At 37.0% G+C, this 21,561-nt stretch carries 26 protein-coding genes, 1 tRNA gene and 1 pseudogene; all 28 read left to right on the forward strand.

Annotation, left to right across the window (positions count from 1 at the left end):
• Positions 1-355 (forward strand): hypothetical protein (locus tag RT41_RS08775; RefSeq protein ID WP_219524948.1); only part of this gene is annotated, 355 nt, incomplete at its 5' end.
• 45 nt (positions 356-400) lie between these two features.
• Positions 401-700 carry an HNH endonuclease gene (locus tag RT41_RS08780; protein ID WP_054639458.1) on the forward strand — a complete coding sequence of 100 codons (300 nt, stop codon included), beginning with the start codon at positions 401-403 and terminating at the stop codon, positions 698-700.
• 130 nt (positions 701-830) lie between these two features.
• Positions 831-1,139, forward strand: coding sequence for a P27 family phage terminase small subunit (locus RT41_RS08785; protein WP_054639457.1), 309 nt, complete (start codon positions 831-833; stop codon positions 1,137-1,139).
• Positions 1,136-2,872 (forward strand): terminase large subunit domain-containing protein, encoded by a 1,737-nt coding sequence (locus tag RT41_RS08790; protein ID WP_096818988.1) that lies wholly within the window; start codon positions 1,136-1,138, stop codon positions 2,870-2,872. Before RT41_RS08785 ends, RT41_RS08790 begins: the two co-directional genes overlap by 4 nt.
• A 269-nt stretch (positions 2,873-3,141) precedes the next feature.
• Positions 3,142-3,216: transfer RNA gene (locus RT41_RS08795), tRNA-Lys, on the forward strand.
• 605 nt (positions 3,217-3,821) lie between these two features.
• Entirely contained in the window at positions 3,822-5,015 is a 1,194-nt protein-coding gene (locus RT41_RS08800) for a phage portal protein (RefSeq protein ID WP_180752708.1), read from the forward strand.
• Positions 5,002-5,196 (forward strand): hypothetical protein, encoded by a 195-nt coding sequence (locus RT41_RS10675; RefSeq protein WP_054639454.1) that lies wholly within the window; start codon positions 5,002-5,004, stop codon positions 5,194-5,196. Before RT41_RS08800 ends, RT41_RS10675 begins: the two co-directional genes overlap by 14 nt.
• Positions 5,190-5,801, forward strand: coding sequence for a Clp protease ClpP (locus RT41_RS08805; protein ID WP_245811656.1), 612 nt, complete (start codon positions 5,190-5,192; stop codon positions 5,799-5,801). Before RT41_RS10675 ends, RT41_RS08805 begins: the two co-directional genes overlap by 7 nt.
• Entirely contained in the window at positions 5,801-6,928 is a 1,128-nt protein-coding gene (locus tag RT41_RS08810; protein WP_054639452.1) for a phage major capsid protein, read from the forward strand. The genes RT41_RS08805 and RT41_RS08810 overlap by 1 nt, the downstream gene beginning before the upstream one ends.
• A 10-nt stretch (positions 6,929-6,938) precedes the next feature.
• Positions 6,939-7,127, forward strand: coding sequence for a hypothetical protein (locus RT41_RS08815; protein WP_054639451.1), 189 nt, complete (start codon positions 6,939-6,941; stop codon positions 7,125-7,127).
• Between the two features lie 10 nt (positions 7,128-7,137).
• Complete coding sequence (locus RT41_RS08820) at positions 7,138-7,443, forward strand: hypothetical protein (RefSeq protein WP_054639450.1); 306 nt, start codon at positions 7,138-7,140, stop codon at positions 7,441-7,443.
• Entirely contained in the window at positions 7,440-7,826 is a 387-nt protein-coding gene (locus RT41_RS08825) for a head-tail adaptor protein (RefSeq protein ID WP_096818993.1), read from the forward strand. Before RT41_RS08820 ends, RT41_RS08825 begins: the two co-directional genes overlap by 4 nt.
• Before the next feature lie 4 nt (positions 7,827-7,830).
• Positions 7,831-8,223 carry an HK97 gp10 family phage protein gene (locus RT41_RS08830; RefSeq protein WP_245811658.1) on the forward strand — a complete coding sequence of 131 codons (393 nt, stop codon included), beginning with the start codon at positions 7,831-7,833 and terminating at the stop codon, positions 8,221-8,223.
• The gene (locus RT41_RS08835) at positions 8,220-8,609 is read left to right on the forward strand and encodes a hypothetical protein (RefSeq protein WP_054639447.1); all 390 of its coding nucleotides are present in this window, start codon (positions 8,220-8,222) and stop codon (positions 8,607-8,609) included. Before RT41_RS08830 ends, RT41_RS08835 begins: the two co-directional genes overlap by 4 nt.
• A 14-nt stretch (positions 8,610-8,623) precedes the next feature.
• Positions 8,624-9,202, forward strand: a complete 579-nt coding sequence (locus RT41_RS08840; RefSeq protein WP_054639446.1) for a major tail protein — start codon at positions 8,624-8,626, stop codon at positions 9,200-9,202.
• A gap of 4 nt (positions 9,203-9,206) precedes the next feature.
• A complete protein-coding gene (gene gpG, locus RT41_RS08845) occupies positions 9,207-9,533 on the forward strand; it encodes a phage tail assembly chaperone G (RefSeq protein ID WP_096818995.1) in 327 nt (108 codons plus the stop codon).
• 29 nt (positions 9,534-9,562) lie between these two features.
• Positions 9,563-9,712: a hypothetical protein gene (locus tag RT41_RS10485; RefSeq protein WP_180752709.1), complete on the forward strand. Its 150-nt coding sequence runs from the start codon at positions 9,563-9,565 to the stop codon at positions 9,710-9,712.
• A 94-nt stretch (positions 9,713-9,806) separates the two neighbouring features.
• On the forward strand, positions 9,807-10,610 hold the full coding sequence (locus RT41_RS08850) for an FxLYD domain-containing protein (RefSeq protein ID WP_054639445.1): 804 nt from the start codon (positions 9,807-9,809) through the stop codon (positions 10,608-10,610).
• Positions 10,611-10,715: 105 nt separating this feature from the next.
• On the forward strand, positions 10,716-14,264 hold the full coding sequence (locus tag RT41_RS08855; RefSeq protein WP_096818997.1) for a phage tail tape measure protein: 3,549 nt from the start codon (positions 10,716-10,718) through the stop codon (positions 14,262-14,264).
• Positions 14,265-15,776, forward strand: a complete 1,512-nt coding sequence (locus RT41_RS08860) for a distal tail protein Dit (RefSeq protein WP_054639439.1) — start codon at positions 14,265-14,267, stop codon at positions 15,774-15,776.
• Positions 15,776-17,548 carry a phage tail family protein gene (locus RT41_RS08865; protein ID WP_096818999.1) on the forward strand — a complete coding sequence of 591 codons (1,773 nt, stop codon included), beginning with the start codon at positions 15,776-15,778 and terminating at the stop codon, positions 17,546-17,548. Before RT41_RS08860 ends, RT41_RS08865 begins: the two co-directional genes overlap by 1 nt.
• 15 nt (positions 17,549-17,563) lie before the next feature.
• Positions 17,564-18,685 carry a hypothetical protein gene (locus RT41_RS08870; protein WP_054639438.1) on the forward strand — a complete coding sequence of 374 codons (1,122 nt, stop codon included), beginning with the start codon at positions 17,564-17,566 and terminating at the stop codon, positions 18,683-18,685.
• Positions 18,685-18,858, forward strand: a complete 174-nt coding sequence (locus tag RT41_RS08875) for a hypothetical protein (protein ID WP_096819001.1) — start codon at positions 18,685-18,687, stop codon at positions 18,856-18,858. Before RT41_RS08870 ends, RT41_RS08875 begins: the two co-directional genes overlap by 1 nt.
• 37 nt (positions 18,859-18,895) lie before the next feature.
• Positions 18,896-20,497: pseudogene (locus tag RT41_RS08880) on the forward strand (hypothetical protein); the annotation flags it as partial.
• A 16-nt stretch (positions 20,498-20,513) separates the two neighbouring features.
• Entirely contained in the window at positions 20,514-20,747 is a 234-nt protein-coding gene (locus RT41_RS08885) for a hypothetical protein (RefSeq protein ID WP_096819005.1), read from the forward strand.
• Positions 20,748-20,762: 15 nt separating this feature from the next.
• Positions 20,763-21,083, forward strand: a complete 321-nt coding sequence (locus RT41_RS08890; RefSeq protein WP_096819007.1) for a hypothetical protein — start codon at positions 20,763-20,765, stop codon at positions 21,081-21,083.
• Position 21,084: 1 nt separating this feature from the next.
• Positions 21,085-21,378: a phage holin, LLH family gene (locus RT41_RS08895; protein WP_054639435.1), complete on the forward strand. Its 294-nt coding sequence runs from the start codon at positions 21,085-21,087 to the stop codon at positions 21,376-21,378.
• Positions 21,375-21,561 (forward strand): hypothetical protein (locus RT41_RS08900; protein WP_143467361.1); only part of this gene is annotated, 187 nt, incomplete at its 3' end. The genes RT41_RS08895 and RT41_RS08900, both read left to right, overlap by 4 nt.

Consider the following 21,561-nt stretch of genomic DNA (forward strand, 5'->3'; position numbering starts at 1 on the left):
TCTAAGATTTAAGGATAACATCAAACAGGAGTTAGGAATGGAAGTAGAATTGACAAACAAACAGTGGCATGACATTCGTTTTGCACTTCGATTAATTATTAGACACAAGCATAATGCCCACAAATCTGAATTAATAAATGATGCGATAAAAGCAATCGTGGATAAAGATGGAAAGCAAGATGTAGAATCTCAATTAATGTTTCGACATTATTATATCGAAGGGTGGGGAATAACTAAAATCGTAATGAATATGTACTACGAAGAGTCAACAGTACGTAAGCATATCAAGAAAGCGACAGAACAATTCGCAGAAGTATATGACGGTGGCCACTTATTAAAAATGTTTATGGAATAAAAATAATGCCCGTTTTTTGCGGGTATTTTGTTTTACGATTAAGACATGATAGATGTTAGTACACCACAAGCAAGAGATAAGTTCTACCATTCTGGGGATTGGAAACGAGTACGTAAGCAAGTACTAGAACGAGATCACAATGAGTGCCAATGGTGTAAGGCTAATGGTCTTGTTACTACTGGCAGGACAGCGACACTTGAGGTGGACCATATCAAAGAGCTACAGTACTATCCTGAGTACGCACTTGATATGGCCAACCTTAGGACCTTATGCCACGATTGCCACAACATCAGACATGATAGACACAATGATAAGCAATTTGATGATGAAATCTTTGAATTTTAGCTAAATTGTTCGGAAATTAATTAAAAATAACCCCCCGGGTAAATAAAATTGGAACTTTTTCCGAATTTACCCTACACCGGTTGGGGTCATTTAACCAAAAATAAGAGTGATTTTTTGATAAGGGGGGGTCATGGGTAAAAAAAGCAACTTAGAAATAGAATTAATGGGAATTATTAATCAAAACTCAGCCTCTGAAATCGAAAAAGTTGAGCGTTACTGTAGTTTGGTTAGGATTTCGAAAAACCTTGATAAGTCTATCTCAAGTGATGGAACGATGATTCGAATTATGAATGGAAATCAAGAATTTTTAAAACCCAATCCAGCGATTGCAGAAAAAGTAAAAATTAATGCAGCACTTATTAAATTAGATGAATTTTTCGAGGGAAAACGGGCTCAAAAATCAAGTAATAACGAGTTAGATTTTGGAGAATTCACATGATTAATTATGTTAGCGATTATATAAAGGGATACTATGCAGGGACAATTAAATTTAACCAGGAACGTGTCCAATTAGTTGACTATATAAGACGAGAGGTTGAACCACGATTAGAAACGGGCGAAATATATTTTGATGAAAAACAGATTGACGCTTGCATTGGTTACATTGAGCGTTTTTTCTTTGAGTTAGAAGATTTTCAAAAGTTCATCATTAGCTTTGTTTTTTTATATTTTCGTGAAAACAAGAGAAATGTTTACCGTAAATATTTTTTAATGTTTGCCCGTGGTAATGGTAAAAATGGTCTAATGTCTGGGATAGGTAGCTATTTAACTACCCCAATGCATGGGATAAAGAAGTACAGTATATCAATTATCGCAAACAGTGAAGATCAAGCTAAAACAAGCTTTGACGAAGTTCACGATGCAATTGAAAGCCATGAAAGTTTACAAAAATTATTCGGCCGTCCGAAAAAGTCTGAACTAAAAAACATTCAGACTCAATCGATTTTTAAATTTAGAACATCGAATGGAAATACTAAGGATGGCTTGAGAGATGGAGCAGTAATATTTGATGAAATCCACCAGTATGAAAGTAATAAAGATGTAAAAGTCCATATATCAGGACTTGGTAAAATTGCAAATCCTAGAGAGTTCTATATCGGAACAGATGGATATGTGCGTGATGGATTTATTGACCAGATGAAAGAAATGGCTGCAAAAGTACTCAAGGGTGAGGCAAAATGGAATGCGATGTTTCCATTCATTTGTAAATTAGACAAAGTGAGCCAAGTAGACGATAAAGCAATGTGGGAATTGGCAAACCCAATGTTCACACTACCAATGTCAGAGTATGCACAGGGCCTATTTGATACAGTTACTGAAGATTATGAGGATCTAGAATTAAATCCAAGTGGTCGTGATGAGTTCATGACTAAAAGAATGGACTTCCCAGTAACTGATACAGAACGGAGCGTTGCAACTTATGAAGAATTAGTAGCTACGAAAGGAGAATTTCCTGAACTTCATGGATTACCTGCAATAGGCGGATTTGACTTCGCCTCTATACGTGACTTTATAGCAGTAGGTGCTTTATTCAAAGTTGATGGTAAATACGTTTTTAAATGCCATAGCTTTGTCAGAAAAGCATTTGTTGACGCATTTTATGGCTATTCTAAACCTAAAGATAATATAAATGGTAAAAGACAGTTCGCTCCCATTAAAAAGTGGGAAGAACAAGGACTGTTAACGGTTCTTGATGAACCATCAATGAACCCGAAACATGTGGTCGACTGGTTCGTGAGAATGCGAGATGAGGAAGGTTATGACTTCCAAAATATTTGTGGGGATAACTTTAGAATTGATATTTTAAAGCCATTATTTGAAGAAGCAGGATTTGAAGTTTCTTGGAACGGTAAATTCGAAGCACCTACAGGATATAGGGTAGAAGTTATCCGAAATCCGAGGGCTATTGATAGCCTTTTAGCTCCAAGAATTGAGGACGCATTTGCTAATCAAAATGTGATATTCGGTGACAATGATATGATGCGTTGGTATACTCAAAATGTTCTCCGTAGGACTAAATCAGATGGAAATATAGAATATGTCAAGAAAGAAGAAACACGACGTAAAACGGACGGTTTCAAAGCATTTGAGTATGCGATGTATCAAGCTGACTTACTCAATGAGGTTGAATCAACTGACTTTTACGATAACTTGAGTTGGTTCTTAGAATAATCCCCGTTTTTTGACATAAATTTTAGAGAAAATATAATTATGAAGTTATCAGCGAAAGCAAACAAAATGTAATTCGTTCGGTTGGATATACTTCTAGCTGAGCTAGCAGCTTAATAAATCTATGCAACTTTAGGTGGCTTTACGTCACATTGTTAGTGGCTACTTTACGTAGCGAGGCGTTGCTGGACGAGAATAACCAGTATAACTTGACAACGGAGTCTTTACAACAAACAAGGACTTAATAGTACTAGAGGTTACGTCCGCTGTTAGTGACTGCATGGTCAAGGGGTTAAGACGCTGCACTTTTAATGCAGAGGCGTGAGTTCGAATCTCACTCAGTCACATATTGGGTTGATAATAATATTCCCTTGGTTTGAATCCATAAAAAAGAGTAATAGCTCAGTTGTTTAGTTGCTCGGTGACTAACAAAATTATTACTTTGTTGGGGGACCGATCTGTCCCCCTTTGCTGATACAGCCTATAGAGCCTGTCACGTGGGGACAAAGGCAATCAGCGTAGCAAGAACGGATAACGTTCACAGTTCGACTCTGTGACTTGCTATATCCAACATTATTTGGGTCTGATAATACTAGTACAGTTGCCAAATAATATTAATAAGTCAGTGCGGTTGGAGCTGACAGCAAGGACAAGGAACGACATCGTTATCGGATGTTATAGAGTTCGAGCCTCTATCTTGCTATTAATTACTAATAAGGAGGTTCAAAATGAAACATTATATTACTAAGTATCGTGATGAAAACGGAAATCGTAAAGCTGTTTCTTGGCTTCAAGTTAATCTTTTTGGAAAAGCTTATTGCTTCAATCAAAAGACAATCGATGTCTGATTAGTAAGTCTGCCATAATGACAGACTTTTTTAATACGATTATTCCCCGTTTTTTGGGCTTTTTTTCATTTAAACTTAAATTAAAAGCAAGGAAAGGAGAAACCGTGGGACTATTTTCAGATGTTTGGTCATCAATCACAAGTAGATTTTCAAATAGTACCTTTTCTGGTTATGACGCCCTATTCGATGCACAAGTTCATACAAACATGAAAACAGTGGCCTTGGATAGTTGTTCTGCATATTTAGCAAGATTGGTCGCCAAAGGAAAATTTGTTTTTAAAACAGATGGAACTATTTCAGATAATGAATTTGAATATGCATTGAATGTTAGACCCAATCCTAATCAGACAGCTACTGAATTTAAGAATATGCTTGTTCGAAAGCTGTTGAACGGTGAAGTTTTAGTGATTAAAGATAATGATAAATTTTTTATTGCTGACAACTTCATAAAACAGTATTCATTGGACGGGAATACATTTACTGGTGTGACAATTAACTTTTCAACAGATGTATCAATTAGTCCACCTGGCACAGGCATATATGCCCAAAAGTATTTTAAGCAAACATTCTCTCAAGGTGTAGACTGTTTTTATTTAAAACATGAAAACATTGGTCTTGATGAATACGTTGATGGGCTTTGGAAAGATTATGGGCGTCTATATGGCATTTTAATCACAAATCAGCTCAGGGTTGGACAGTTGAGGGCAAAAGTAACTATTCCCGTTAATTCAAAACTTGAAGATGATGAGAAAGTTAAAATTCAGAAACAGTATGCTGATACATTAACAAAGAATTTGTTAAATGATCCAATTGTTATTTTACCAGGGGGAGATAAATCTCAGTCAGCATATGATGAGATTTCTGCTAGTAAAGCAGCAACCATCCAAAATCAAATTACCGACTTTGCCAATTTGAAAAAAACTTATATCGGTGATGTTGCAAACCTAATCGGTCTACCGACAGCGTTAGTTCTTGGAGAAACTGCTAATAATTCTGAAAATCTTGATTTGGCCATAGAAATAGCAGTCAAACCTATAGCAAATAAAATTTGTGAAGCTCTAGGAAGTCTGATTATTAAAGAGTCTGGGTATTCAGTTGGGAAAACAATTGAGATGACTGGTTTTAAATCGGTAAACATCCTAGATCGTGCAGATGCAATTGATAAAGTCGGCTCAAGTGGAGTTGTAAAAGTCAACGAAGTACGAGAGGCAGCTGGACTGATTCCATTACCAGATGGAGACAAGATTATTATGACAAAAAATTATCAAAAGGAAGGAGTAACGAGTGAAAACACTTAATTTACATGGAACGGTTATTGATGCTGATGACGCTTGGTTTTATGATCTATTAGAAATTGAAAATATTAATGCAAAAGCAGTATCAGAATTTCTAGATCAAGCCAATGGAGAGGATATCATGCTTCCATTGATTCTGGTGGTGGTTCAGTATATGCAGGAAGTTCAATCTATACAATGTTGATGAACTATCAAGGCAAAATTACTGCTGAAGTTACAGGCATTTGTGCATCAATTTCAAGTGTCATCATGCTTGCAGCTGAACATATTGCAGTTTCTCCTGCAGCAACTATTATGATTCACAATGTTTGGTCTGCCAATCAAGGCGATTATCGTGATATGGCAAAACAATCTAACATTTTGAAAGAGATGAGTTCAAGTATTGCAAAGATGTATGCAAAACGCATGGGGTGTTCTGTAGATGAAGCACAAGCAGCAATGGATGAAGCAACATATTATTCAGCTGATCAAGCTGTGAAAGCTGGAATTGCTGATGAAAAACTATTTGAGAGTGCAGAAACAGCACTTCAAATGATGGCATCTATTGAACCAGTTTTCTCAAGTGATAAAATTGCAAAACTTAAAAACTTTATGATGGCTCAAATGAAAAACGAATCAACTGATTCGCAAGAATTCAAGCTAGATTCAGAACAATATCAAGGTTTAACAGATCGATTAGATCAAATCATTTCGTTAGAAACTGATGAAACAGATGAAGAAAACAAAACAAAAAACTCGGCAGACAAGCCGCTTAAAAATCAACTATTTAAATTTGGAGGAATTAAATAATGGATTACACAAAACTACCTAATTACAAAGCGGCTGTCGAAAAATACACGAACGTCGTAAAAGAAGGTGCTGATGAAGCAACACAAGCACAAGCATTTGACAAAATGATGAATGTACTTGGCACAGAACTGATTGAAAACGTCAATGCTTCAAGCGCTGAAAAAATCTCTGCTTTGATGGCAACTCAAACTACAAATGGTCTTACAGATGGTGAAAATAAATTCTTTAATGCTGTAACTACTGGCTTAGAAAATGCAGAAGTCACATTGCCGCTCGAAATCATTAATCAAGTATTCGTTGAATTGCAAAACGCCCATCCACTTTTGAATATTATTAAATTCCAAAGTGCCGGATTGAAGATGAAAGCAATTGTTTCCGATTCACTCGCAACAGGTGGTACTGCAGCATGGGGTGAGTTTACGGATGAAATTAAAGGACAGCTCAAACAAGCTTTCCATGAAGTTGATTTCTCTCAATCTAAGCTAACAACTTATCTTGCAATTCCTAAAGATGCGCTTGAAAATGGCTATGAATGGCTCAAATCTTTCATTATCATTCAAATGTCTGAAGCTATGGCTGTAGCTCTTGAAACTGCGCTAGTATCAGGTGACGGAAATAAACAACCTATCGGATTGATGAAAGATTTGTCCAAAGGTACCGTATCAAATGGAATTACCACTTATGCTGATAAAACAGTAGCTGCTGATTTGACAGGTTTAACACCAGAAACTGCCGCAACTGCATTGGCTCCAGTGATGCAAACATTATCTAAAAATGAAAAAGGTGTCACAGTAAATATTTCTGGTCAAGTTAAATTGCTTGTTAATCCAGATGATTATTATGCAACATTGGCTAAATTCATGTACTTGACTCAAAATGGTCAATGGGTTGCAGTACTTCCATTTGGTGTTGAAATTGTTCAGTCTATTGCAGTTCCTGCAACTAAAGGTATTATCTTTGCCGCTAATCGCTACTGGGCATATATAGGCGAAACAAAGATGGGAGAGTTCGACCAAACATTGGCGATTGAAGATTTGCAACTCTACACAGTTAAATCTTTCTATTATGGAAAAGCGTTTGACAACAATACTGCACAACTTGTAACGATCTCAGTTCCAAAAGCATAAGGAGGAATAAATGAAAGTTAAAGCAATTAAGGTATTTATTGACTTGAAAGAAGATGTTCAACGTAAAGTAGGTGACGAATTCGAGGTGACTAAAGAACGCTTTGAAGAACTTAAGGTTAAACTTCCTGATTATGTCACTGAAGTTACTGAGCCTAAAACTCCCCGAAAAGCACCTGTTAAAGCAAAAGAAACTAAATAGGGGGTAAGCAATGAGCGATGCTGAAACATGGGCACAAGCAAATTTAAATTCTTTTAAACAAAGAATGAGAATAAATACAAGTGATCCAGATGAACTGGCTAATTTAACAAAAATGCTCATTGCCTCTTATACTTCAATCCTTCGTTTGGTCGGTGTCATAGATGCCACTGACCCCGAGGTGGAGGAGCTGATTATTGAGCGTTCACGTTATACCTATAATGACGCACTTGATGAATTCTTGGATAACTATGGTAAGGCGATACGTAATGTATTTTTAGCTAATCAAGTGGATGATACTGAGGAGGTGACTCAATGATTAAATCACAGAAGTCGCTCAACTCCTCAAATAAAACAAATAACGGGACAATGCGGACACTAGTAACGTTTCAAAGCATGGGACTTGATACGTCATTTGACGGGAGAGGCGGTGATCCTACTGAACTTTTTAAAACCTATGCTGATGTTTACAATCCGAGCAATAAAGATCTAACTATTTTGGGAAATCAGAATGTAAAAAATGGGGCAACGATTAAAATTCGAGACCCATTAACAACATATCAGCCCAAAAATGATGACAAGGTTTTGATTGAAGACCCCCGTTATGTTGGAGAAGTGTGGAACATTATAGATGTTCAGCCCGACTTCCATGACAGGACTTACTTAAAAATAATCTTGAAAGGAACAAATCTTAATGAGTAGTGAAATGACTATAAAAGGATTTGATGAACTTCAAGCAAAATTAAGAGAGAAGTTCAGTGAGGCAAGGGTAAAAGCGATTGAAAGTAAAGCTTTAATTGCCGCAGCCGATGAGGCAGTAGTTGACCTAAAACAAACGCTAGGTCAATTCGCAAACAGTGGCGATACTGTCGAAGGGGTTGTTCACGGGAATGTCTCAAGAAGTTCAGGGTTTCCTGTTATAAAAATAGGTAACAATGGTAAACACTGGCGATTGGTTCACTTAGAAAACAATGGTTTCACTAGGAATGGAAAATCATATCGGTATCGGAGTTTTGGAGCACTTCAAAAATTTTCTGATTTACAAGGTAAGAAGTTTGTTGAATCTGCTCAGAAGAACTTGAAGGAGCTAATTAAATGAATGATATGTTATCGGAAATCATGCAAGCGTTAGTAACTTCTCCTCAAATTATTGCGATTCAGAAAACTGGTGGTTTTAAGAGCTACGAACGGTATGAAAACCTAGCAGAAAACTTAACAAGTATTACAGTTATTCCAAGTGGACCGCCTGAACAAATTGCACGTGGTAGTAATCATTCACTATCAAAGCATTTTATCTTTCAAGTCAGTATTGAATCGACTGATAGGATGATGAGTAAAGAGTTACAAAGAACGGTTGAAAGAATATTCAATGATTTAGGTTTTTACCAGATGAATGGTGGACTAGATGAATATTTCAGTGATACAAAAAGATATGTGGACGCTCGATTTTATGAAGGCAATAGCAATCTTTACGAAGATTATTAAAAAAAGGAGAAATAATGGGAACAGCAACAGTTGGTTTTGAAAAATTAACAATTCGTATCCTTGATGATAAAGAGCCAACACTTGGCACAAATTTATTTGAAATCAAGGGTAAAGCAAATGAAGGTGCAACATCTAGCGCTAAAATTTCAGGTCTAGCAGTAGATCCTGTGAAATCGTGGGGATCTAACAAGCCCTATCATATCTCTGGTAAAGGTGTAGGAGATGGGAAAGTAGACTTTGACATTTTGGACATTCCAGATAAAGTTTTAGCAGCGATTATTGGGTATGATGTTGATACAAATGGTGTCATTACAGCTTCAAGTGAAACTAAAGCTCCAAACTGCTCAATCTTGATTGAAGATTCGGATATCCGTGGAGATAAAGTAATGCTTGGGTTCTTATCGGGTGTATTCTCATATGATGGTGTTGAAATTGATACAGCTCAAGGTAAAGCCTCAGAAATGAAAGCAGACACTTTGAGTTATTCAGTTGGATCATCAGATACGGGAGAATTCTTCAAGAAATATGCTGGCTCAGAATCAGCTGCTCAAGCAGCAGTTCGAACAGCCTTAAGTATGACGGTAGCGGGGTAATTAAATGGCGAAATTGGAAATCAATCTCCATGAAGTTGGCGGCGATGTAGTTTACACTGAGCACCATGTTAGCGGACAAAAATATCTAGACTTGATTAATATGCTTGTAGGGTTTGAAAAGAACTCTGAAAAATTATCTTCCGCAGAAGTCATCCAGCAGAGACTTGAATATACCGCTAGCCTATTCAAAGATGAGGCTGTGACAGCAGAAAAAATTCTTGTCGGTACTGATCCATGGGATTTGATTCCAATGCTCGATCGCTTACAACGAGTAATTCTTGGAGCAGATGAAAATGACTCAAAAAAAGCACAAGAACTGCCAGCGAAGTAAGGGAAGAATTCCTAGGATTTATCAAACAGTTGGTAGTAAATACGAGTTTCACAGTTTCGGATATTTTAGAAAATGACTTTGAAACCGTACTTGGTGTAATTAATTCAAAAGGGGACGATGAACCCAATGAAGAAAAAGACCAGGTTATGTCTCTCGGCGATTTCATGAAAAGTATATAAAAATAGCTTGTATGAGCTATTTTTTTGTAAATCCTATTGCTTAATGGATTCTGATAAAGTATAATAAATATATATTATTTTTGGGAGAAAATTTATGAAAAAAATTACTACATTACTGATTGGTTTTGTAATGCTATTATTGGTCCTAACTTCTTGTGGGACTAGTAAAACTTCAACAGGACAAAAAAATAATTATGCAGACAAGTCATTTATTTCAGACTTATCTGCTGGGTTACAGGAACGCTGGAAATTGGGTGATGAACTTGATAAGATAAGCAATCCCAGTACCTCACAAACAAAGGATTATTATTCAAAATTTGTGAAAGTAGAGATGGACAGCGTAGGTAGCTATAAAGATAAAAAATTTAAAGATACAAAGTTACAATCGCTTGCATTACAGTACATCAATTTGTTAGAGGACTCTAAAAAAGAAATAACTGGATTAGGTACATATGATGGAATGACAAAATGGGAGGATACTTATCAATCACGTACTAAATTATTAGTAGAATTTAAAAATAATTATAATTTAGCTGTTGATGACAAATATAAAACCTATCTCGATGGACTAGAAGCTGATGGGCAAAAAGCAATTAAAAACGATGAGTTAAAAACAAAAATCACTACACTTGTGAATGGAATAGTATTTGTTTATAAACAGGAAGAATATGATGATACCTATAAAAAGTATCAAGCCGTAGTAGAAAATAACACTGGTACAGATTTATCGAGCTTTAGTGGGCAAGTTAACTTAGTAGATGCTAACGGAGTTACAGTTGATAATACTTTCATATCAACTGACAATTGGAAAAATGGTTCAAAAGTACTTTTTGAGTTTACAACAGACAAAACTTTTTCTAAGACTGTTATAACACCACAATATTCAGTAGCCGATTAATACAATAGAAGAGAACTTTAACATATAAGCACTAGAAAAACACCCGTTTTTGGGTGCTTTTTTTGTTTATCCTTAAATTAACGATAAAAGTTTAAGGAGAAAGTTATGGCAGATACACCATTAGGGAAAATGATAATTGAGATGGGCCTAAATGATGCCAATTTCTCAAAAGGGATAACTGGTGTGCAAAAGCAAATCAGCACTTTAAAAAATGATTTGAAAACATCTCAAGCATCTTTTTCAACATTTGGCAAAGGTGTTGATGGTGTAAAGAGCCCAGTTGATGTTTTAACAAAGTCTATTGAAGCTAACCATAAGCAACTTGAAATACTTAAGAACTCGTACAAAAAGTCATTTGTTGATGGGAAAGCAACATCGAGTACCCAAAAATATGCATCTGATTTGTCTCGTGCAAATGCACAGTTGATGCAGTTCAAAGTTGAACTTAAAGCTGCAGCTGAAGCTCAGTATATGCAAACTTCAATGTTGCCTAAAATGTCATCTGGACTTGATAAGGTTAGCTCTGGCCTTGGTAAAGTTTCATCAGTAGCAATGCCAGCAACGGTAGCTATAACAGCAGTTTTTGTAAAAGGTGTCCAAGCTGCAGCTGAATTTGATAATAAAATGACAGAGATAAAAGCACTCTTATCAGATGGGACATCAGCTAATGAGTTATCTAAACAAATGGATACGCTGTCTGCTAAGTCAAAAGAATGGGCACAAAAGTACGGTATCGACACATCTTCTATTAATGATGGAATGGAAGAGATGATAAAACGTGGGTACAACTTCAATCAAACTGTTGGTGCAATGCCCTCAGTATTAGATGCAGCTAAGGCCTCAGGGGATGACTTTGGAACTGTAATGAGCGCATCAACCGCAATCCTTGAACAATTTGGCTTAAAGACAAATGACTCAGCCTCAATGCTAAAAAATACCCAGAGGGTAACAGATAGTCTTACCTTTGTAGCCAATAAGACATCGGCTGGTTTTGAAGATATGTGGACTGCAATGGAATATGTAGGACCAGTAGCAAACTCTTTAAATATGAGCTTAGAGCAAACATCTGCAGCAGTTGGTTTGCTTTCAAATAATGGTCTTGAAGGTGATAAAGCAGGGACTTCACTCCGTGGAGCTTTAACAAGATTATTAAAACCTACCAAACAATCGAGTGTTGCGTTTAAAGAATTGGGTATTAATCTTTCTGATTTCAAAAAAGGGAACCTTGATTTCCCAACAATGCTCGATAAGATAAAAAAATCAACTGAGGGCATGACCGCAGCTGAAAAAAGTTCACTTATTGCTAAAGCTTTCGGTACTGAAGCTCAAACTGGTATGAATATCCTAGTTGAACAAGGTGGTGATGCTTTAAGAAATCTTACAAAAGAAACTCAAAGCGCTACAGGTTATACTAAGAAACTTGCCGACCAAATGAATAATTCGGATAAGAATGCTTTTAAAAAAGCAAAAGCAACGTTAGAAGTGCTTTCGATTGAATTGGGAGAAAGACTCTTACCATCGCTTGTCCCAATTGTTAAAGAAGTCGCTGATCTAGCCAAAAAGTTCTCTGATTTAGACCCTAAAACACAGCAATTAATCATAAAAATGGGACTAGCAACAGCGGCAATTGGCCCTACTGCAAAAGCTCTAAGTGGCCTATCTGGAGTTGCTGGTAATGTTACAGGAATCCTTGCCAAGATAGGAGCAAAAGGAGCTGGTAAACTTGCACTTGCAGGAATTACATCAGAGGCAGGTGCAGCAACGGGAGCCATCGCAGGCGGTGGAGGATTGACAGCTGCATTAGGAGGTATTAGCCCGATACTTGCAGGAATTAGCCCAGTCGCTCTTGCTGCATTAGGAACGGTTGGACTAGCTGGATTAATCTTTGGTGTCACAAGGGAAGTTGAAAAACTCCAGGACAAGCGAAATGTTTTTGGAACTATAAATGTGCCAGACGAAACATATAAGCAGGTTAAAGATTTTGAAGGTAAAGTTACTGACCTTAAAACAGCAACAGAAATATTTGGGCAAATTGGTCCTAAAGCTTTTAAAGACGTTGAGAAAGCAATAAAGGATATGGGTGGAGCCGCAAGTAAAGATGTAGATGCCGCAACTAAAAAATTAGTGGCTGAGGCAAAAAATTTAGGTTATGGCGATGAAGTGATTAATAGAATAAAAGCTGGTGGCGATAAAGCGAATGCTACGGTTAAACAGTCTACAGAAGAAATGACTTCAATTTATAAGAATGCTTCAAGAGAAAACCGAAACCTCACGCTTACTGAGAAAGCTCAAATCGCTATTGATCAACAAAAAATAGCAGAACAAGAAGTAAATGCCCTTGGAATCACTGGTAAAAAGAAAAAAGCAGTACTTGAAGCACTTTCTGGTGATTTGAATAAAATATCAGCTGACCAAGCGACTGATTATATCAATGATATTAATAAGACGTTAAGCAAGTCTGATTCTAGTTTTGAAAAGAAAATAAATCAAAATAAGGAATTATATAAGAAAGGTCTAATTACTCAAAACGAGTATAAATCAAAAGAAAAAGAACTTCAAAACGAACATGATTCTACAACATCTGCTTACCTTACCACCTTGGAAAAGATGATACTCAAGCAGGGGGAACACTTAACTAAAGGCACTAACCAGTACCAACATTGGGAAGTCGAAGCAAATAATATCCTTTCTAGATACGGAAAGAACCTTCAAGATATTATTGGACAATCAGGAACCGCATTCGAAGCAATAACTAAAAGCACTGGTAGTTTAAAAGCATGGAATTCAATGCCTAGCGAGGTGAAAAAATTACTTGGAGACAATTCAAATTTTGTAAATAGTGAAAAAGATGCAAGTTTAATTTTGAAAACTTGGGAACTTGCTACACCTGCGGCCAAAAAATTATTAGCGGAAAATTTAGTTAAAAATCCTACCATGACCGCACAACAAATCATTGACACTCTCCATGGTAACTCTGTTGGCTTATACGCAGTAGATAAAACGGGTACAGCAGTAAATGCAGCAGCAGCAACAGTTTCTAAACTTCAAGGTAAGTCTGTTGAAATAACTGGTAACCCTAATCCATTTAACAGTGTAGTAAGTAACATTCTTCAATCAAATTATGGTTCAGTATCAATCGGTATTAATGCAAAAAATGGGAACTTCGCTCAAGGTACACCATACCACCAAGGGGGGTTAGCTACTGTAAATGACCAAAGAGGTAGACTTTACAAAGAGTTGATTACTTTACCGACTGGAGACAGCTTTATTCCTCAAGGTCGTGATGTGACTCTACCTTTACCTAAGGGGACAAGTATTCTTAAAGCCTCTGAAACTGCAAAGCTTATTCCTAAATATGCGAATGGTACAGGCGCAATACCTGCAAATTCTAAAATATTCTCACGGATGAGGTCAGTACAAAGTCAACTAGTTGTAAACGCACCAGGTAGTAGTAATAATCAAGCAGAACTATTATCAAAAATTCTTCAAGTACTACTTAGTCAAGGATCGAATAATGATGTTGTAAATGCGATGAAGTTATTAGCTAATCGACCAGTTGAAGCATACTTTGACAGAAAAAAAGTGACTGCAGAGATATCGAAACAACAAGCATTGAATCAGTCCATTGAAAATATAATTAACGGGAGAATTTAAATGAGTGAAGTTATAAAAATAACCTATGGAGGAATAAATTTATCAGATCTATTTGATTCTATTACAAACATCAAAAGAAATATAGGGGCCACTTGGGCAAATAATTTAGATGGTACCAACTTTATTAATAATTCTTTAGGTACTCGAACAATTTCCTTTGATTTCACAATCAGTGGTACATTTTTCGATGAGATTAACCATAATAAAGAACTTTTATCAAGTTATTTAAATGTTAGGGAAGAGACTCCCTTGATTTTTGAAGATGAACCAAATAAAGTTTGGTATTCTTTGCCTGATGGTGATCAAACGATTGATTTAAACTCTGGAACGTTAACATTCTTAGTTCCTTCTGGAAGTGCAGTATCCAGTTATACAAATGTTTTAAATAATTCTAATTCTGGTGGAGAACTTGGAACCGTAACAGATAATGGTGATGGAACAGCGTCTGTGATCATAAATAATAAGGGAACTTTGCCTACCTTTTTACGTGCAAAAATATCTTTACTTGATGAAAATGGCTTTTTGCGAATCGTTGGTGTGAATGGCATACTTGAAATGGGAAATGCCGCAGAAGTTGATGGTGTAGATGCTACAAAAAGTGAAATGTTGCTTAATGCAGTCAATAATGTAGCTTCTGATTACTCAGGTTTCAGTCCTACGACACGCACTTATGCTCTAGGAAGTACAAATCGTCCCAACAATGGAACAATGGCATACCAAACAGATGGTTTAAGATTAACCAACGGTGGAACAGGGACAAGCTGGCATCAAGCGGATTGGGTATTCACTCTCCCTAAAGATAGTAGCGGAAATCTAGGAGCTAGTTCATTCATTAGCAATTTCAATGCTGTTTTTGAAACGGGAAGTGTAAAACAACTGGGATATCTTCATGTCATGCTTACTGATTCAAACGATAATACTATTATGGGATATGCAATATCCAAGTCGAGTCCAAACAATAATTCTGCAACTGTTAATTTTTATTACCAAGATGTAGACAATCCGGGTAATTTCCTATCATATACGACTCGTCCTAACTTTCAAGCGAGCGGTGTGAATGTCAAAGAAAACCCAGGATTTTATCACACACAAGGTCATGCAGAAATGATTAAGCAAGGGGCACAGTTAGGGTGGCTTTACAACGGCAAAAAGTATACCGTAAATATTCCAGATCTGGCTAATAGTTCGGTCACAAAAATTCATGTCGAAATGGGAGCCTTTGGAACAGCTCCGAAAATCGGAAATATGGCTCTTCGGCGAATCTGGTTTCAAAAGACGAATGTACAGTATTGGAGTGATATTCCTAATCGTTTCAAGGCAGGATCAACTCTTGAAGCAAATATGGAGGAGGGGAAGATTTACCTTGATGAACGTCCCGCAATGGACTTAAAAGTGAATGGTTCAACTTTCTACTCCGTGCCTCCTGGAACAAGTGAACTCTTAATTTCAGGATCAGATTGGTTTACTGGTGGCATAAATCTAAATTTTGAATGGGAGGAACGTTACCTATAATGGAAATTAATATTCATGGGGAAGATATGAAGTATGTAGCAGTAATGGACAATTCTTTACCAAAAGCGCTTCATTATACGAATGATTTATGGCATCGATATTTAACACAAGGTGCAGCCACTTTTAGTACGACAATCTTAAAAAAAATAAATGGAAATATTCATCCTGATTCTGAACTGATTACTGATCAGTCCTATATCTCATTTAAAGACGAAAAAGGTAATGACCAACTCTTTACTATTTTAAAGCTCATTGAAGATAATAATACAATTTCAATTGAATGCTACAATCTTGTGCTTAAGTTACTCAATGGGCAAGCTAGTTCTATGGACAATACCGTTGCTCACTCAATCAAGTGGTATCTAGAGCAATTCGGTATTACAACATATTCTGGGGTAAAAATTGGTATCAATGAGTTATCTTCAAAGTTAATTACTTTGAATTTTGATTCTGAAGAAACTAATGTGGCAAGGTTACTTTCTATAATTAATTCTTTTGATGGTGAATTTGAATTTATCACTACACTCAATTCTGACGGTACATTGAAGGAAGTTATTCTTAACCTTTATCAGGAAGGTGACGGAATAAAAACACAGGGTGTCGGTTCAATTCGAAATGATGTGAACCTTGTTTATGGTGATAATGTAACGGGTGTAACTCGAACTAGTAGTAAAGAAACACTTTTCAATGCCACAACTGTGTATGATAGCAACCACAAAATCAATTGGAAACAATTAAGCTTCACAAAGAAAAATTCTGATGGTGATGTAGAGTTCTACAAAAAAGCTGGAGATATGACAGCATATGCCCCTATCTCTGCTCAAAAGTACCCATCACTTTCAACGATTAACGGGGGAACTCCATATACACGTAAAGATTTCACAATTGAAATCAAGAAGGATACAGACTTAGTAGCTTATGCCTTAAGCCAGTTTGCTCAATATGCTTATCCAACAATTACATATGACGTAACTGCCTCAAGCTCCCTACTCAATTCTAGTTATGGGCTAGGCATTGGCGACACGATCAAAGTTCAGGACGATAACTTTGCAGGAGGATTAATATTACAAGCACGTGTTTCCGAAATAGAGCTGAGCGACACTAATCCGTTAAATAGCAAACTTACTTTATCTAATTACGTCAAACTTCAAAGCCAAATATCAGATGGTTCATTATCTCAACTCCAAGCACTAGTAGATGCCAATACACCATATAAAGCAGAACTAACAACAGATAACGGTGTTCAGTTTAAAAATAATGCGACTCCAACGAGTACTACGCTTGGTGCTCACATATTTAAAGGTTCGTCAACTACTGAAACAATCGCTGATAGTTATGAATGGTTCAAAGACGGTGTATCAATCGCTACCACTCAAACACTCACAGTTAATGCGACTGATGTCACTTCAACTGCAGTATATTCTTATCAAGCAACGATTGCAGGAAAAGTAGTCGCTAGTAAGTCGGTGACTATCACTAATGTTAACGACGGAACCAGCCCGATTAATCTAGTTATTGATTCATCTAATGGCTATCAATTTAAAAATAATATCATTAATACAACTTTCACTGCGATACTTTATCAAAATAATAAAGAAATTGATAGTGATGGAACAAAATTTGCTTATATATGGTCTAAAACTAACTCTGACGGAACAGTAGATACCGCTTGGAATCTTGCTCATCAAACAAGTCAGAAATCAATTACAATCACAAATAGTGATGTTTGGCAGAGAGCTACATTTGATTGCACTGCAGAACCACTTAATTAATAGGAGGAATACATTATGTCAATTGTCTCAAGTGGACAAATCACAATCACAGATTTATCAGATGGTATGCAACTCAATGCTTTCATCACAGCGAGTGGGGTTACTACTCAAACTTATGATGCAACAGCTCAAACATGGTCACCAAGTTATGCGACTACTCCACAAGTTTTAACGCTTAACCTTACTAAAGCAGGGAGTACAACTTCTGTTATTAGTGGGATTTCAGGAAATATTATTTGGACACGAGCAGATGGAACGACAACAACAACTATCACTTCAACTACTAATACTGATACTCAATATATGAGCGGAAGCGCAAATAGTGTATTGACAACAAAAGTCAATGTCCCAATTGCTAACTCAGCGTCACGATTCACTGCTTCTGGATTATGGGTTGACCCTAATACAGGTTTAAACGTTCCGTTCTCAGCTGTTTTAGATTTAACCGTTGTACAACTTGCTAAATCAGCTGTTCTTGCGAATGTTTATGCTGGAAATGGTGGAGCGTTCTACAATTCTATGCCTGCAAGCTTAACAGTTAACGCCGATTTATATAAAGGGGGGCAACTTTCTGCAGGAAACAAGCAAATATTCTTCGGTTATGCAGATAGTACTGTAACTACAACTGGTTCAACTGGCTATAACTCAAACCTTGGATTAGGTTGGCATTTATGTACTTCATCTACAACTGGTCAAACTCCCAATGTAGCAGCGGGAACAAATACAACTTCTCAAGGGATACTAACAGTTCTACCAACGGCAATTGTAAATGCTCAAACTTTTAAGGCAGTAATCATTGACCAAGTAGGCGGTACAGCAGGTACGGCAGTTAGTGGTATCGTTACTCTTCTTGATTACACAGACCCATTAACTTGTACGATTGATAGTACAGCAGGTAGCATTTTTAAAAACGGTTCTGGTACGACAACACTTACTTGCCGAGTATTTCAATCTGGTGCTGAAATTGATACAGCTGGAACAACCTATACTTATAAATGGTCTCAACGTGACCAAAATGGTGTATTAAATGCTAATTTTGGCGGTACAGGCAATCAATATAAAACTGGTAAAACAATTAGTGTTGCGGCGACTGATATCAATGTCAAAGCTCAATATACATGCGAGGTAAATCAATAATGAAAAGTACATTTTATGCCAATATTGAACTTGGGGGAGAAATCACACAAGTTAGCTTTGAAGCAACAAGTGCAAGTGATGTGATTGAACAAATCTGGCGGACTTACGGTATCTCCACTCCAATTATTGAAATTTGGGCGGAGGTGACTGATGACAATAGTAGCAAGCAATAGTCTCACATTAAGTAACGTTAATGATGGGACAATAACTCACACCGCCTATGCCAACAGCGCAGACGGCACGGACGGTTTCACGACTGTTTATCCGAATTTGAATTTGTTGGACGGTACTAAAGATTTTAGTGGTGTTTGGAATAATTCAAATAATTGGGAAAACGACGGAACATATAAAGGCTTAACCGTTAAAAAAACAATAGTACAATGGAATGCTATAAATAAAACATTTAAAGCGCCTGAAAACGGAAATTACACTTTCTCGGTATATATTAAAAGTTCAGGAAACAAAGCGAATGTAGTAGGTTATCTCAATATAAATGGTAAAAATGAAAGTCAGATCATACCTGATACTCCTCCGAAAAATGATTTCGATTGGGTGATAAAGAGTTTCTCTGTTAATTTGAAAGCTGGGGACATTGTTAGTGCTGGTTACTACCTGACAGGTAGTGGCTTAGGTTATACTTTATGGACTGCTGGCCATAAATGGGAAGTAGGCTCAACCGCCACTCCTTGGATGCCCTCAGCTAGCGAAGTAACAACTGCTGACTGGCCTAGCTACATTGGTCAGTACACAGACTTTATGCAAGCTGACAGCACTAATCCATCCGACTACACTTGGAGTCTGATGCGAGGGAATGACGGTAAAGATGGGGTAGACGGTAAGATAGGCCCTCAAGGGCCAGCAACAGGAATCACTCAATCTACATCTGAACCGACTACGAAATATGCGGGCATGCTTTGGCAATATACAGGAACTAGCAATATTACTATTGGCACTACAGTTATTTTGCCACAAGCTCAATATGTTTATGATGGCTCAAACTGGAAAATTTATGCGCTAAGTGTTGCAAATTTGAACGCTGACACATTGTCGGCTATTACAGCCGATTTAGGGACTGTTACTGCAGGAATCATAAAAGCATATATTGATTATACGTTTTACAATGGTTCAGCTACAGCCATACCAGCGAAAGCATACTTGAAAATAGACGCAACAAATGCAACTCAAAAGATAGCACTCCAAAGTCCGACAGGTGTTGATTGGGACTACATTCAAATGGGGCCAGATGGAATGAGCATCTTTGTGGATAGCCAAAATGTTGATGGTATTGGAGTAGTAAGTGGTCGTTACCTTCAATCTAATATTGGTGCTAATGGTTTATCTTTTGTTCAGTCTAATAGTTTAACTACAAATAGTGACGGTGATTTAGTACCAGCACAACCTTACACAGGTGCAGGAAGTTTATATTTTAACGGTACAGCTCTTGTCAGTACAAAGCCAATAACAGTCGTAACTGATACAGACTGGGAATATTTTACACCAGCTGGAACTTTTGCCAAAGGAACAGCGGCCTCTTCTACAATGAGACTGAAAAAAGAGGGAACAAAAGGGATAGTCCATATGCGAGCCGGCACACTCTCCAGTGCGTTAAAAGCTAATATTTGGGCGAATTTCATTCAAGTTCCAAGCAATATGATACCAGCATATGAAACAGTAGCCGTTGGTGGTTCTATGTCAGGCGTTCCGGTTTTGTTTTATGTCAATTCAACTGGCATGATTAAGCTATCTTTAATGTCTGATATGGCAGCGGCAATAAACGTTATGAATTGTTATTTTGAATATCCACTAACTTAAAAAAGAAAGGGAAAAAATGGAAATAAAAACAGCGAGTGAGAACTATACTTACGAAATCGTTACGAATAATGTCGCAACTGTGGGTGCAAATGCGAACATTGACAGCCAAGGGCTGGCAAGTATTAATTTTAATGTCAGAAATACAACAGCATTTTTTGGAGACAAAAGTAGTCGTGAGGCTATGCACACTCTATTAGATACTATTATTGACAAGGCGGAAGCTAATTTTAACGCTCTGCCTACTGAATAGGAAGTATAGGAGTATATGGAAGTTTTAATTAAAGATGCCTTTATTTTCTTAAAAGATATGATTAATAATTGGCCAACAATCGTCATTTGTAGTGGGATTATCGGTTTCGGTTACCGACAATTGAATAAGAAGCAAGATGAACGTGACAAGAATCAGGAAAATCAGTTGTTAGTCATGCGTCAGGAAATAAAGCGCATTGAGCTTTCTCAAGCAATTAACCATGACTATGGAATGCAAATCGTCAGTGGTATTTTTGATGAATACGTTGCAATGGGCGGGAACCACTACGCACATGAATTATATGAAAAATATAAAAAAGAAAAAGAGGAAAAATAGCATGAATTTAGACCAAATTTTAAATCTTATTGCATTAATTACGATCGCAGCACCTGTTGTTGGTTCGGTCATCACATATGTCATCCCTAAAACTAAGAATGTTAAACTACAGAACGCTGAGAAGCTCGCTCTTCAAGTCGTTAAGGCTGTTGAACAAACAGGGGGACAATTGACCAGTAAAGAGAAGAAAGACGTCGCTACGGCTAATCTGACGGCTCTCGTTACAGCTGGAGGTGCAGAAGTAGACAGATTAATTGAAGCGGCCGTTAACACCATGAATGGAGAAAAACAATGACAATAAATTGGACGAATGCTGTAAATTGGTATAAAAGCAATATTGGCAATCAGACTTATTCTCAAAACCCACCCCGGTTCGATTGTTCATCATCGGCCACTCTCGCTTTTGCCTCAGCAGTTGGAATTACGGTTGATACGGTAAACTATTCCACGCTTAACCTAGCGGACCTGTTTGCGAAGA

This window comes from Lactococcus fujiensis JCM 16395 (assembly GCF_002441655.1).
Lineage (GTDB): Bacteria > Bacillota > Bacilli > Lactobacillales > Streptococcaceae > Lactococcus > Lactococcus fujiensis.

Bases quoted from the DNA above. Each gene is read 5' to 3' on its own strand.
- RT41_RS08890 (WP_096819007.1), top strand. From the start codon at position 20,763: ATGGAAGTTTTAATTAAAGATGCCTTTATTTTCTTAAAAGATATGATT.
- RT41_RS08810 (WP_054639452.1), top strand. From the start codon at position 5,801: ATGGATTACACAAAACTACCTAATTACAAAGCGGCTGTCGAAAAATAC.
- RT41_RS08870 (WP_054639438.1), top strand. From the start codon at position 17,564: ATGTCAATTGTCTCAAGTGGACAAATCACAATCACAGATTTATCAGAT.
- RT41_RS08830 (WP_245811658.1), top strand. From the start codon at position 7,831: ATGACTATAAAAGGATTTGATGAACTTCAAGCAAAATTAAGAGAGAAG.
- RT41_RS08885 (WP_096819005.1), top strand. From the start codon at position 20,514: ATGGAAATAAAAACAGCGAGTGAGAACTATACTTACGAAATCGTTACG.
- RT41_RS08780 (WP_054639458.1), top strand. From the start codon at position 401: ATGATAGATGTTAGTACACCACAAGCAAGAGATAAGTTCTACCATTCT.
- RT41_RS08875 (WP_096819001.1), top strand. From the start codon at position 18,685: ATGAAAAGTACATTTTATGCCAATATTGAACTTGGGGGAGAAATCACA.
- RT41_RS08825 (WP_096818993.1), top strand. From the start codon at position 7,440: ATGATTAAATCACAGAAGTCGCTCAACTCCTCAAATAAAACAAATAAC.
- RT41_RS08895 (WP_054639435.1), top strand. From the start codon at position 21,085: ATGAATTTAGACCAAATTTTAAATCTTATTGCATTAATTACGATCGCA.
- RT41_RS08790 (WP_096818988.1), top strand. From the start codon at position 1,136: ATGATTAATTATGTTAGCGATTATATAAAGGGATACTATGCAGGGACA.
- RT41_RS08840 (WP_054639446.1), top strand. From the start codon at position 8,624: ATGGGAACAGCAACAGTTGGTTTTGAAAAATTAACAATTCGTATCCTT.
- RT41_RS08805 (WP_245811656.1), top strand. From the start codon at position 5,190: ATGTTGATGAACTATCAAGGCAAAATTACTGCTGAAGTTACAGGCATT.
- RT41_RS08860 (WP_054639439.1), top strand. From the start codon at position 14,265: ATGAGTGAAGTTATAAAAATAACCTATGGAGGAATAAATTTATCAGAT.
- gpG (WP_096818995.1), top strand. From the start codon at position 9,207: ATGGCGAAATTGGAAATCAATCTCCATGAAGTTGGCGGCGATGTAGTT.
- RT41_RS08820 (WP_054639450.1), top strand. From the start codon at position 7,138: ATGAGCGATGCTGAAACATGGGCACAAGCAAATTTAAATTCTTTTAAA.
- RT41_RS08785 (WP_054639457.1), top strand. From the start codon at position 831: ATGGGTAAAAAAAGCAACTTAGAAATAGAATTAATGGGAATTATTAAT.
- RT41_RS08850 (WP_054639445.1), top strand. From the start codon at position 9,807: ATGAAAAAAATTACTACATTACTGATTGGTTTTGTAATGCTATTATTG.
- RT41_RS08835 (WP_054639447.1), top strand. From the start codon at position 8,220: ATGAATGATATGTTATCGGAAATCATGCAAGCGTTAGTAACTTCTCCT.
- RT41_RS08855 (WP_096818997.1), top strand. From the start codon at position 10,716: ATGGCAGATACACCATTAGGGAAAATGATAATTGAGATGGGCCTAAAT.
- RT41_RS08865 (WP_096818999.1), top strand. From the start codon at position 15,776: ATGGAAATTAATATTCATGGGGAAGATATGAAGTATGTAGCAGTAATG.
- RT41_RS08815 (WP_054639451.1), top strand. From the start codon at position 6,939: ATGAAAGTTAAAGCAATTAAGGTATTTATTGACTTGAAAGAAGATGTT.